Here is a 13,210-nt window from a genome sequence, read left to right as displayed (position 1 = left end):
ACCGAGAAACGCTCCGTTAACCATGGCCATTTACCAGTTGGTAAGTGCGACGCCCTTGCGTCGGCGAAGCAGTGGGAAAGATGGCGCAGATCAGGCCGGAGCATCGCAAACGGAATACTGCACTCCGCGTCTTGCTGGCGACGGCAAGCGTGGCGACGCTGCTGTGCGCTGCCCCGCTCCATGCCCAGGAAACCGGGCTGCGCGGACCGGTCAGCGAAGACGACCTCAACAACACCCTGCTGCTTTACAAAAGGCGCCCCGCAGCCGAGCCGGTACAGGACCAGGCACCGGCCTATCAGCCCGTCAGCCCGGGCGCGATCCCGACCCAGGCCGACGCCGAGGCCACTGATCTGTTCAGCGAGCCGCCCAACGCCGAGAATACGACAGCCGGCTCCTCGTCATCCGCCCGCCTGCCTACCACCGCACGCCAGCGTGCCCGCGAAGCGCGCGAGCGGCAGGCCGGTACTGCCGCAACGTCCGCCGCTACCGAAAGGCCGGCCACGGCGGCAATCAACGAAGAACTGACCACCGGCACCGTGCGCCAGGGCACCGTCGATTCCGAAACCGAAATAGAAAACGGCCCCGAAGCCGAACGCCAGCGCGCCATCGAAGGCCGCAGGCCGCAGCCGGACGCAAACCCGTTCGAGCCGACCGGCGTCCGCTTCGGCACCTTCGTACTCAAGCCGAGCCTGGAACAGGGCATTACAGCCACGTCGAACGCCGATTCGAGCTCGGATGGAAAGTCGGCGATCCTGTCCGAGACGACGCTCAGGCTGAATGCCGCGTCCGACTGGGAAAACCATTCGGCCACCATCGACGCCTACGGCAATTACCGCAAATCCGTCTCCGGCCAGGAGGTCAAGGATCTCAGCGGCGGCATCGACGGGCGTTTGCAGCTCGACTTCGCCGACGACCTGCGCGCGCTGGCGCGGCTCGGCTACAGCATGCGCCCGGAATCGACGTCGTCGCCCGTGGTCATCTCCGGCACTGCGGAGCGGCCGACCCTGCATACGCTCAACGGCTCGCTGGGTGTCGAAAAGGATGTCGGCAAGCTCCGCTTCGGGGTCACCGGCGAAGTTGTCGACGAAAGCTACAGCGACGCGGAACTCACTGATGGCACCACGCTGTCGCAAAAGGACCGCGACTCGACCCTCTACACCGGCAAGGTCCGCGTCGGTTACGAGGTCTCGCCTGCGTTCACCCCCTTTGGCGAGGTCGAATTCGGGCGCAGGGTCTATGATCTGCGCTTCGATACCGCCGGTTTCGAGCGTTCGTCCAAGCGCACCGGTGCCCGCGCCGGCGTCGAGATCGACATGGGCGAAAAGTTCGGCGGTGAAATCTCTGCCGGCTGGATTTCGGAAGACTTCGACGACGACCGGCTGAAGACGGTTTCCGCCGCAACCATTGCCGCCGACCTCAAATGGTCGCCGATGCGCGGAACGATCGTCGGCCTGACCGGCGAAACCCTGGTTGAAGGATCGACCACCGCTGGCGACAGCGGCTCGGTGCTTTACAACGGCCGCCTCAGTATCGAGCGGCAGATCCGGTCCAACCTGACCGCATTCCTCGCCGGCGGCGTCGGCTACCGCGACTATGCCAGCTCCAACGACCACGAACTCAGGCTGAGCGCCGAGGCGGGCCTGACCTGGTGGCTCAACCGCTATGCCGGCCTCACCGGCAAGCTGCGCCACGAGACCTTCGACAGCACCTTGTCCAACCGCGACGCCAAGACCAACAGCGTCTTCGTCGGGCTGAAGATCCAGCGCTAGCGTACTGGCGAGCCGCTGATACCGGCGGCGACGGCCTTCAAGGCCGCCTCCCCCTCCCCGGAGAACACCTCGCTCATGATGAGGTCGGCAAGCGGCAGGCGGCGACCCCAGCCATGTCGCTCCAAATCGGGTTTCTCGGCGAACTCGCTGACATGGCCGACACAGAGATAAGCCACCGGCACGACGTGGTCGGGAATGCCGAGCAACTGCTTGAGCGCCTCGCGGTCGAGGATGCTGACCCAGCCGACACCGACGCCTTCGGCGCGCGCCGCCAGCCAGAAATTCTGCACGGCGCAGACGGTACTGTAGAGGTCCATTTCAGGATTGTGCCAGCGCCCAAGCGGGGAGCTTTCCGAACGGCCGCGGTCGCAGGTGACGACCAGGTTGAGCGGGCTCTCGCAGATACCTTCGAGCTTGAGCTTGCGGTACAGCTCCCGCCGCTCTTCGGCGATATGCGGCAATTCCTGCTGGCGCGCGGCGAAGAACAGATCGCGGACCCGCTCACGCCTTTCGAGATCGCGGATGACGATGAAGTTCCACGGCTGCATGAAGCCGACCGACGGCGCGTGATGGGCTGCAAGCAGAAGCCGCGCCAGCACATCGTCGCCGATCGGATCGGGCAGGAAATGGCTGCGAACGTCGCGTCGCGTGAAGATGGCGCGGTAGACGGCATCCTGGGCAGCAAGGTCGAAACAGCCTGAAACGGCATTCAACTGGTCAGCAAGCATCGCATGTCCCCTGGCGAGCATATCGGTTGCCCCCGCCTGACCATGCGGTGGTCGATGTCTGCCGGGCCGGTCTTCTGGCTTGAGTTCAACCCGTCGTCGGCGCCTTCCCGTTCAACGTGAACAGTGGCTTTTGCCGATACGGTCCCTCTTACAGCGTTGGGCACGCCACGGATTTGCACCGTGTTCCCGATTCTCCCGCATCGCTGCGGGCACCTGGCAGGGTATTTCTAGCGGCTGCGGCAGGCGAAAGCCATCGCGCCGTGCGTCCAATCCTGACGCACGGGCGACACGCAGTTACTTGCCCGACTTCATCTCGCCAAGAAGGCCTTCGATGATACCGGCCATGCTCTTGCTGAGATCGGAACGCGACAGCGCGAAGGCGACATTGGCCTCGACAAAGCCTTCCGGTGAGCCGCAGTCGAAGGTGCGGCCGCGATAGTGGTAGCCGTAGAAGGACTGCAACTTCTCGAGCTTGAGCATCGCGTCGGTGAGCTGGATCTCGTCGCCGGCGCCACGCTCCTGGCTTGCCAGGATGTTGAAAATCTCAGGCTGCAGGATGTAGCGGCCGTTGATGAACAGGTTCGACGGCGCGGTGCCCTGCTTGGGCTTCTCCACCATGCCTTCAATCTCGAAGCCGGTGTGCACGGACTTGCCCTTGCCGACGATGCCGTACTTGTGCGCCTCGGCGGGATCGCATTCCTGGACGGCGATGATGTTGTTGCCGGTCTCGGCATAGAGCTCGACCATCTCGCGCATGCAGCTCTTTTCCGACTGCATGATCATGTCGGGCAACAGCAGCGCGAAGGGCTCGTCGCCGACCAGTTCGCGCGCGCACCACACCGCATGGCCGAGGCCGAGCGGCACCTGCTGGCGCGTGAACGAGGTCTGGCCCGGGCCCGGCTGCAGCCGCTGCAGGCGCTCGAGCTGCTCGATCTTGCCGCGCTGGGCGAGCGTGTCATAGAGTTCGAACTGGACGTCGAAATGGTCTTCGATGACCGCCTTGTTGCGGCCGGTGACGAAGATGAAATGTTCGATGCCCGCTTCACGCGCCTCGTCGACCACGTACTGGATGACAGGGCGATCGACCACGGTCAGCATTTCCTTGGGGATAGACTTGGTGGCAGGCAGGAAGCGCGTGCCGAGGCCCGCGACCGGAAAAACTGCCTTGCGAACTCTTTTCATTGCTGGTCGTCCGATGGAGGGATGTATCGGACGCGGATTTTGCCACGCCCGAATTGATGAATACTGAATGCGTTCACATATTCGGCGACAGCGGGCAAGACCATTGATCACGCGATCTTGATTGTCCGAACGCCTAGGTGGACAATCCTTCAACCCGCTTTTCGTTCCCCAAAGCGTCTATGGTAAACTGATTGATAACCGGCATCGGCGATGAATCGTAGTTCTGATCTCTCCAAGGAGGAAAGAATGCCCCTTCGCAAGACCGCCAAAGGCCTCGCAAGCGCCGCTGCAATCGCTGGCCTGTCGCTGGCATTGATGCTGCCCGCCGGCCCGGCGGCCGCCGAAGCCGGCTTCCAGCGCTGGGTGTCGAGCTTCCGCTCGGTCGCCGCAGACAACGGGATTTCCGGCTCGACCTACGACCGCGCCTTTCGCGGCGTAACATCGGCCGACCCCGAAGTGCTGGAAAAAGCCCGCTTCCAGCCCGAATTCACCGCGCCCGTCTGGGATTATTTCGACAACCGCGTCCACGACCAGTCGATTACCGTCGGCCGCGAGATGGCACGGAAGTGGAAGCCCTGGCTCGACCGCATCGAGGCCAAGTTCGGCGTCGACCGCTACATCCTGCTCGCCATCTGGTCGATGGAATCGAACTACGGCGAGATTCTCAAGAACGACAAGGTGATGCGCAATGTCGTACGCTCGCTGGCGACACTTGCCTATGGCGACCAGCGCCGGGCGAAATTTGCCCGCACCCAGCTGATCGCCGCGCTCAAGATCCTGCAACGTGGCGACATCGACGAAAGCCACCTTGTCGGCTCCTGGGCCGGTGCGATGGGCCACACGCAGTTCATCCCTACCAGCTACCAGGCCTATGCCGTCGACGCCGACGGCAATGGCAAGCGCGATATCTGGAACTCCGTGCCCGACGCGCTCGCTACCGCCGCCAACCTGCTGAAGAAGAACGGCTGGCAGGCCGGCAAGACCTGGGGCTACGAGGTCGCGTTGCCTCAGGGCCAGAAGTTCCCCACGGGGTCGCTGACGATCGACAAATGGGCATCGCTCGGCATCGAACGCGCCAACGGCAAGGCCTTCAAGCGCGGCTCCGACGTCGCCACGCTCAAGGTGCCGGACGGCCGCGGCGGACCGGCGTTCCTGATGACAAAGAACTTCTCGGTCATCAAGCGCTACAACAACGCCGACAAATACGCGCTCGCCGTCGGCCTTCTTGCCGACGAGATCGCCGGCTACGGTGGCCTGGTGCAAGACTGGAAGCGGCCGTTCACCAAGCTCAGCTTCGAGGAAAAGCAGGAGTTGCAGAAGCGGCTTTCGGCGCACGGCTATTACGACGGCAAGAGCGACGGCAAGATCGGCGAAGGCTCCCGTTCGGCAATCAAGGCATTCCAGGCACAGCTGGGCTTGACGCCGGACGGTCATCCGAGCATGGAAGTGCTGAAGTTCCTGCGGCGTAACTAGCAACCGGAGGCTGTATTGGCATCGACGCGTCGTCCACGGTTTTCGCTGTTGCGCCTGACGATGCCACTGGTCGCGGTGGCGGTCGCCTTGACCGCCATTTCGTCGACTATGCCGACGCCGGCCGTGGCGCAGGAAGGCATATTGCGCAAATGGTCCCTGCGCGACCTGTTCATGCCGCGCCGCGAGCCGCGCGTCGATCCGTTCATCATGGACGAACCGCAGCCGCGCAAGAAGATCCGCAAGACGCCGCGCAAGCCAAAGGCTACAGCCGGTAATGTCGGCAGGACAGCCGATCCCGCCGTGCCGGTGGTCGAGAAGCTGGCGGACGCGCGTGTCGTCCTGGTCATCGGCGACTTCCTCGGCGGCGGCATTGCCGAAGGCCTCGGCACGGTCTTCGCCGAGAACGCCAAGATTCGGGTGATCGACAAGACCAACGGCTCGTCGGGCCTCGTCCGCGAGGACTATTACAACTGGCCCGAGAAGGCCAAGGCACTGATCGAGCAGGAAAAGCCGGCGGCCGTCATCATCATGATGGGCTCCAACGACCGCCAGCAGATGCGGGTCGCCGACAACCGCGAGCCGCCGATGAGTGCCGCATGGACCAAGGAATACTCCGGGCGTGCGGAGAAGCTGGCCAAGGCAATCGCCGAGACCAAGGTTCCATTCCTGTGGGTCGGCATGCCCGCCTTCAAGTCGTCGAAGATGAACACCGACATGCTCGCCTTCAACGACATCTACCGAGCCGCCACGGAAGCCGCGGGCAGCGAGTTCGTCGATGTCTGGGACGGCTTCGTCGACGAGGCTGGCGTCTTCGTGACCAGCGGCCCCGACATCAACGGCCAGCCGGTGCGGCTACGCTCCGACGACGGCATCAACGTCACCCGGGCCGGCAAGCGCAAGCTCGCCTTCTTCGCCGAAAAACCGCTGAACAAGCTGCTCGGCATCACGCCGCAAGGCACCGAAACCGTGGTGCCGGCAAGCCTGCCGCAGGCCACTCCCGGCGAGCTCAACGTTCCGGTCAACATCGACCGGACGGTACCGGTTTCGCTTTCTGATCCGGAACTCGACGGCGGCACTGAACTTCTCGGCGGGCAAACGGCTGCCAAGACCGACCCACGTTCGCCCGGCGAAAAACTTGCCGTGCAAGGGATCGCACCTACTGCGCCTGCGGGCCGGATCGACGACTTCTCCTGGCCACCGAAGCCGCTGCCTGCCGCGCAAAGCACCGAAACGACGACCGCCATCATCAGGCGATAAGCCGCGCAGGCCAGTCGTGCGTCCTTCGAGGCTCGCCCGCGAACGGTTCGAACCAATTCCGAAATGACAGCGAGGGCTCGCACCTCAGGATGAGGACCGTGGCTGCGCTACCCTTGAGATGAATGCAAACGCATCTCTTCAAGGAGGGAAGGCAAGATCTTTCAAAGTAAGAAAGCAAAAGGCTCGCACCTCAGGATGAGGACCGCTTGCGCTACGGTCCTCATCCTGAGGTGCGAGCCCTCACAATCGTTGCAGGGCTATGGACGGCATCTGGGGGCGAGCCTCGAAGGACGCACCCACAATGTCTTAGCGCGGCAGGACGCTCGACCCCATCAGGTCGGTGTCGATCGAGTGCGCCGCCTGGCGGCCCTCACGGATCGCCCAGACCACCAGCGACTGGCCGCGGCGCACGTCGCCGGCGACATAGAGCTTGTCGACGGTGGTCTTGTAGTCGCGGTCGTTGGCCGCGACGTTGGTCGAACGGCGGCTGTCGGTGGTGATCTCGAGCTTGCCGTCGAGTTCCTTGACCATGCCGTCGGCGAGCGGGCCGGCAAAACCGATGGCGATGAAGGCGAGATCGGCGCGGATGACGAACTCGGTGCCGGGGATCGGCTTGCGCTTGTCGTCGACTTCGCAGCACTTCACGCCGGTCAGCTGGCCTTCTTCGCCGATGAACTCCAGCGTCGCCACCTGGAACTCGCGCTGCGCGCCTTCGGCCTGCGAGGACGAGGTGCGCATCTTGGTCGCCCAATAGGGCCACACGGCGAGCTTGTTTTCCCGCTCCGGTGGCTGCGGTCGGATGTCGAGCTGGGTGACGCGCACGGCACCCTGGCGGAATGCAGTGCCGACGCAGTCGGAGGCGGTGTCGCCACCGCCCACGACCACGACATGCAGGCCACCGGCAACGATCGGCTCGGAGGGCCAGGCAACCGACTGGATGTCTTCGCCGCCGACGCGCTTGTTCTGCTGGACGAGGTAAGGCATCGCGTCGTGCACGCCCTCGAGGTCGTCGCCCGGAATGCCCGCGGGACGCGGCGTCTCGGAGCCGCCGCAATAGAGCACTGCGTCATGTTCGGCCAGAAGCTCGGTGACCGGCTTGTCGACGCCGACATTGACGCCGCAATGGAAGGTCACGCCCTCGCCCGCCATCTGCTCGATACGGCGGTCGATATAGTGCTTTTCCATCTTGAAGTCGGGAATGCCGAAGCGCAGCAGACCGCCGGGGCGGCTCTCGCGCTCATAGACATGGACGTCGTGGCCAGCACGGCCAAGCTGCTGCGCCGCTGCCATGCCGGCAGGGCCGGAGCCGATGACGGCGACCTTCTTGCCCGTTTTCTTCTCGGGCGGATAAGGCCTGATGTAGCCGGTCTCATAGGCCTTGTCGGCAATCGCCTGCTCGACGGTCTTGATGGCGACCGGAATGTCCTCGAGGTTCAGCGTGCAGGCTTCCTCGCAAGGAGCCGGGCAGATGCGGCCGGTGAATTCGGGGAAATTATTGGTCGAATGCAGGTTGCGGATCGCATTGTCCCAGTCGCCATTGTAGACGAGATCGTTCCAGTCCGGGATCTGGTTGTGCACCGGACAGCCCGTCGGACCGTGACAGAACGGAATGCCGCAATCCATGCAGCGCGCGGCCTGCTTTTCGACTTCCTTGTTCGACATCGGCAGCGTGAATTCGCGGAAATGCCGGATGCGGTCGGAAGCCGGCTGGTACTTATGCACCTGCCTGTCGATTTCGAGAAAACCTGTAACCTTGCCCATCGTAACTCTCGTCTCATGCCCGGCGCCTCGGCGTGGGCGTAGAATTCCACCACTTCAAATGAAGCATGCGATGGCGCGCGTCCAGCTGGACGCGGCCGGCAGGTAAGTCGCGGCTACTCCGCCGCGACCCCCATCCTCATGCGCTCCATCTCGATCAGTGCGCGGCGGTACTCCACCGGCATGACCTTGCGGAATTTCGGGCGATAGGTCGCCCAATCGTCGAGGATCTGTTTGGCGCGCGTCGAACCGGTGTAGTGCATGTGGTTCGAGATCAGTTGCACCAAACGCTCCTCGTCATGGCGGGTCATGTCGCCCGACACGTCGACGCGGCCCATATGGGCGATGTCGCCGCCGTGATGGTGCAGCTTTTCGAGCATGTCGTCCTCTTCGGGAACCGGCTCGAGCTCCACCATCGCCATGTTGCAGCGTTCGGCGAAATCGCCGTCCTCGTCGAGAACATAGGCCACGCCGCCGGACATGCCGGCCGCGAAGTTGCGCCCGGTCTTGCCGATGACGACGACGACGCCGCCGGTCATGTACTCGCAGCCATGGTCGCCAACGCCTTCGACGACGGTGACTGCGCCTGAGTTGCGGACGGCGAAACGCTCGCCGGCCACGCCGCGGAAGTAGCACTCACCTTCGGTCGCACCGTAGAGCACGGTGTTGCCGACGATGATCGATTCCTCGGCGAGTATCTTGGAGTCCTCCGGCGGGCGGATGACGATGCGGCCACCCGACAGGCCCTTGCCGACATAGTCGTTGCCGTCGCCGACCAGCTCGAAGGAGATGCCGCGCGCCAGGAAGGCGCCGAACGACTGGCCGGCGGTACCCGTCAGCCTGACCGAAATGGTGTCCTCGCGCAGGCCCTTGTGCCTGAAGCGCTTGGCCACCTCGCCCGACAGCATGGCGCCAGCGGAACGATCGACGTTGCGGATCGACGCTTCGATCTTCACCGGCTGGCGAGACTCGAGCGCTGCCTTTGCCTCGGCGATCAGCGTGCGGTCGAGAACGTCGTCGATCGGATGCTTCTGGCGTTCGGTCCAGTGCATCGCCGCACGCGGCGCATCGGGCTTGTAGAACACCTTGGAGAAGTCGAGGCCGCGCGCCTTCCAGTGGTCGATCAGCTCGCGCTTCTCCAGAAGATCGGCATCGCCGATGATCTGGTCGAGATGGCTGTAGCCCATTTCGGCCAGCAGCTCGCGCACCTCTTCGGCCACGTAGAAGAAGTAGTTGATGACGTGCTCGGGCGTGCCCTTGAAGCGCTTGCGCAGCACCGGATCCTGGGTGGCGACGCCAACCGGGCAGGTGTTGAGGTGGCACTTGCGCATCATGATGCAGCCAGCAGCGATCAGCGGCGCGGTCGAGAAGCCGAACTCGTCGGCGCCCAGAAGCGCGCCGATGACGACGTCGCGGCCGGTGCGCAGGCCGCCATCGACCTGGAGGGCGACGCGCGAACGCAGGCCGTTCAGCACCAATGTCTGGTGCGTCTCGGCGAGGCCCATTTCCCACGGGCTGCCGGCATGCTTGAGCGAGGTGAGCGGCGACGCACCCGTACCACCGTCATAGCCCGAGATCGTGATGTGGTCGGCGCGCGCCTTGGCGACACCTGCCGCGACCGTGCCGACACCCACTTCCGACACCAGCTTGACCGAGATGTCGGCCGCCGGGTTGACGTTCTTCAGGTCGTAGATCAGCTGCGCCAGATCCTCGATCGAATAGATGTCGTGGTGCGGCGGCGGCGAAATCAGGCCAACGCCCTGCGTCGAGTGACGGGTCTTGGCGATTGTCGCGTCGACCTTGTGACCGGGCAACTGGCCGCCCTCGCCGGGCTTGGCGCCCTGGGCAACCTTGATCTGGATCATGTCGGAGTTGACCAGATACTCCGTCGTCACGCCGAAGCGGCCGGAGGCCACCTGCTTGATCGCCGAACGTTCGGGGTTCACGCCACCACCTGGCAGCGGCAGGTAGCGATCCGGTTCCTCGCCGCCCTCGCCGGTGTTCGACTTGCCACCGATCCGGTTCATGGCGATGGCAAGCGTCGTGTGCGCCTCGCGGCTGATCGAGCCGAAGGACATCGCGCCGGTCGAGAAACGCTTGACGATCTCGGCGGCGGGCATGACGTCGTCGAGCGCAAGCTTCTTGCGCCCGCCTTCCTCGGCCAGCTTGATGCGGAACAGGCCACGGATGGATTGCGCCCGCGCGGTCTCGCTGTCGATCTGGGCAGAGAACTCCTTGAAGGTCGACCATGAGCCCGAGCGCACCGCATGCTGGAGCGAGGCGACCGCGTCAGGCGTCCACATGTGGGCTTCGCCACGCATGCGGTACATGTACTCGCCACCGACTTCGAGAGCGTTGCGCAGCACCGGGTCTTCGCCAAATGCCGAGGCATGGCGGCTGACAGTTTCTGCCGCGACCTCCTCCAGCCCGACGCCCTCGATATTGGTCGCGGTGCCGGTGAAGTACTTTTCGACGAAATCGGTCTTCAGGCCGATGGCGTCGAAGATCTGCGCGCCGCAGTAGGACTGGTAGGTCGAGATGCCCATCTTGGACATGACCTTGAGGATGCCCTTGCCGATCGACTTGATGTAGCGCGTGACAACCTCATAGGCGTCGACTTCTTCCGGCAGCTCGCCACTCTTGTGCATGTCGAGCAGCGTGTCGAAGGCGAGATAAGGGTTGATCGCCTCGGCGCCATAGCCGGCGAGGCAGCAGAAGTGATGCACTTCGCGCGGTTCGCCCGATTCCACCACCAGGCCGACGGACGTGCGCAGGCCCTTGCGGATCAGGTGGTGATGCACGGCGGCCGTCGCGAGCAGCACCGGTATGGCGATGCGGTCCGGCCCGATCTGGCGATCTGACAGGATGATGATGTTGTAGCCGCCGGCGACAGCCGCCTCGGCGCGCTCGCACAAGCGCTCGATCGCGCCCTGCATGCCTGCCGCTGCTTCCTGCACGCCATAGGTGATGTCGATGGTCTTGGTGTCGAACCTGTCTTCGGTGTGGCCGATGGAGCGGATCTTCTCCAGATCGCCATTGGTCAGGATCGGTTGGCGCACTTCAAGGCGCTTGCGCCGCGACGACCCGACGAGATCGAAGATGTTGGGGCGCGGGCCGATGAACGACACCAGGCTCATCACCAGTTCCTCGCGGATCGGGTCGATCGGCGGGTTGGTGACCTGGGCGAAGTTCTGCTTGAAGTAAGTGTAGAGCAGCTTCGACTTGTCCGACATCGCCGAGATCGGCGTGTCGGTGCCCATCGAACCCACGGCTTCCTGGCCGGTTGTCGCCATCGGCGACATCAAAAGCTTGGTGTCTTCCTGGGTGTAGCCGAAGGCCTGCTGGCGATCGAGCAGCGAGACGTCCTTGCGCAGGGCACGCGGCTCGACCGGCTTGAGGTCCTCAAGGATCAGTTGGGTGTTGGACAGCCAGGTCTTGTAGGGGTGCTTGGTGGCGATCTCGGCCTTGATCTCCTCATCCGAGATGATGCGGCCCTTGGCCAGGTCGATCAACAGCATCTTGCCCGGCTGCAGGCGCCACTTCTTGATGATGTGCTTTTCCTCGACCGGCAGCACGCCGGCCTCGGAGGCCAGGATCACCCGGTCGTCGTCGGTAACGATGTAGCGGGCCGGGCGCAGCCCGTTGCGGTCGAGCGTGGCGCCTATCTGGCGGCCATCGGTGAAGCACACCGCGGCCGGACCGTCCCACGGCTCCATCAGGGCCGCGTGATACTCGTAGAACGCCTTGCGTTCGCTATCCATGAGCTTGTTGCCGGCCCAGGCTTCCGGGATCAGCATCATCATGGCATGCGCCAGCTTGTAGCCGCCCTGGAACAGGAACTCGAGGGCGTTGTCGAAGCACGCCGTGTCCGACTGGCCCTCGTAGGAGATCGGCCAGAGCTTGGAGATGTCGTTGCCGAACAGCTCGGAGTCGACCGAGGCCTGGCGCGCCGCCATCCAGTTGTTGTTGCCACGCACCGTGTTGATCTCGCCGTTATGCGCGACCATGCGGTAGGGGTGCGCCAGCTTCCAAGACGGGAAGGTGTTGGTCGAAAAACGCTGGTGAACCAGGATCAGCGCCGTCTCGAAGCGCGGATCAGCAAGGTCCTTGTAGTAGTCGCCAACCTGGAAAGCCAGGAACATGCCCTTGTAGACGATGGTCCGCGCCGACAGCGACACGCAATAGGCGCCGATGTCCCTGTTGTTGTTTTCGGCATAGATGCGGCCGGAAATGACCTTGCGCAGCAGATAGAGCCGCGCCTCGTATTCCTCGTCGTCATCGATTTCGGGCGTGCGGCCGATGAACACCTGGCGGTGGAACGGCTCCGACGCCACGATCTCCGGCGCCTTCGACAAAGAGGAGTTGTCGACCGGAACGTCGCGGAAGCCGATCAGCGGCAGGCCTTCTGATTGCGCCGACTCGCGGATGATATCTTCGATGTGGTCGCGCATTGCCGCATCCTGCGGCATGAACCAGTGGCCGACGCCGTACTGGCCGACCGGCGGCAGCTCGATGTCCTGCTTGGCCATCTCCTCGCGGAAGAATGTATCGGGAATCTGCACCAGGACGCCGGCGCCGTCGCCCATCAACGGATCAGCGCCCACCGCACCGCGATGCGTCAGGTTGTTGAGCATGAACAGGCCGTCCTTGACGATCTGGTGCGACTTCACGCCCTTCATCTGGGCGATGAAGCCGACGCCGCAGGCGTCATGCTCGTTGCGCGGATCGTAGAGGCCATGCGCTGCATAGCCGGTGGGGGTTCGGAGATGATCGGTTTTATTGTTGGCCGCTTTCGTCTGCGCGGCCGGTGCAAAATCCGTCGTCACAGATGGCGTCAACTCCGTCATCGTCCTGTCTCCATTCCCGCCCGATCCGGGCAATTTGCTTTGGGACGGCAATATGCCGATCCGTTCACCTTCAGATATGCTCGATATGCAGCGGCGCAGTGCCGTTCGCCGGCACTAAACCGCAGTCGGGACAGACGTGAACGGATTGCTCCGGCCTCAGCCCCTGACCCTAGCTCGCGGCGGAAGCCGGACGCGG

7 protein-coding genes and 1 riboswitch are annotated in these 13,210 nt (G+C 63.9%); of the genes, 3 read left to right on the top strand and 4 right to left on the bottom strand.

Annotation, left to right across the window (positions count from 1 at the left end; genetic code table 11):
- Positions 1-80: 80 nt before the first annotated feature.
- On the top strand, positions 81-1,769 hold the full coding sequence (locus J1C56_RS24405; protein ID WP_214392597.1) for an outer membrane beta-barrel protein: 1,689 nt from the start codon (positions 81-83) through the stop codon (positions 1,767-1,769).
- Here the strand turns inward: J1C56_RS24405 and bluB are convergent.
- Both bluB and galU read right to left on the bottom strand, forming a co-directional pair.
- Positions 1,766-2,497, bottom strand: a complete 732-nt coding sequence (gene bluB / locus J1C56_RS24400; RefSeq protein ID WP_214392596.1) for a 5,6-dimethylbenzimidazole synthase — start codon at positions 2,495-2,497, stop codon at positions 1,766-1,768. The genes J1C56_RS24405 and bluB overlap by 4 nt on opposite strands.
- Before the next feature lie 47 nt (positions 2,498-2,544).
- A riboswitch (cobalamin riboswitch) is annotated at positions 2,545-2,729 on the bottom strand.
- A gap of 62 nt (positions 2,730-2,791) precedes the next feature.
- Positions 2,792-3,679, bottom strand: coding sequence for a UTP--glucose-1-phosphate uridylyltransferase GalU (galU, locus tag J1C56_RS24395; RefSeq protein ID WP_214392595.1), 888 nt, complete (start codon positions 3,677-3,679; stop codon positions 2,792-2,794).
- A 246-nt stretch (positions 3,680-3,925) separates the two neighbouring features.
- Here galU and J1C56_RS24390 point away from each other — a divergent pair, with 246 nt between their 5' ends.
- Positions 3,926-5,152 carry a lytic murein transglycosylase gene (locus tag J1C56_RS24390; protein WP_214392594.1) on the top strand — a complete coding sequence of 409 codons (1,227 nt, stop codon included), beginning with the start codon at positions 3,926-3,928 and terminating at the stop codon, positions 5,150-5,152.
- 15 nt (positions 5,153-5,167) lie between these two features.
- Positions 5,168-6,409: an SGNH/GDSL hydrolase family protein gene (locus J1C56_RS24385; protein ID WP_246591891.1), complete on the top strand. Its 1,242-nt coding sequence runs from the start codon at positions 5,168-5,170 to the stop codon at positions 6,407-6,409.
- A 306-nt stretch (positions 6,410-6,715) separates the two neighbouring features.
- On the opposite strand, the gene J1C56_RS24380 is transcribed toward J1C56_RS24385, so the two are convergent.
- Complete coding sequence (locus tag J1C56_RS24380) at positions 6,716-8,170, bottom strand: glutamate synthase subunit beta (RefSeq protein ID WP_214392593.1); 1,455 nt, start codon at positions 8,168-8,170, stop codon at positions 6,716-6,718.
- 113 nt (positions 8,171-8,283) lie between these two features.
- Positions 8,284-13,014 (bottom strand): glutamate synthase large subunit, encoded by a 4,731-nt coding sequence (gene gltB, locus J1C56_RS24375; protein WP_214392592.1) that lies wholly within the window; start codon positions 13,012-13,014, stop codon positions 8,284-8,286.
- Positions 13,015-13,210: the final 196 nt, after the last annotated feature.

Source organism: Aminobacter anthyllidis, from assembly GCF_018555685.1.
Taxonomy (GTDB): domain Bacteria; phylum Pseudomonadota; class Alphaproteobacteria; order Rhizobiales; family Rhizobiaceae; genus Aminobacter; species Aminobacter anthyllidis.
The sequence above is the reverse complement of the archived record's forward strand: the minus strand, read 5'-3'. Positions and strand labels throughout refer to the sequence as shown.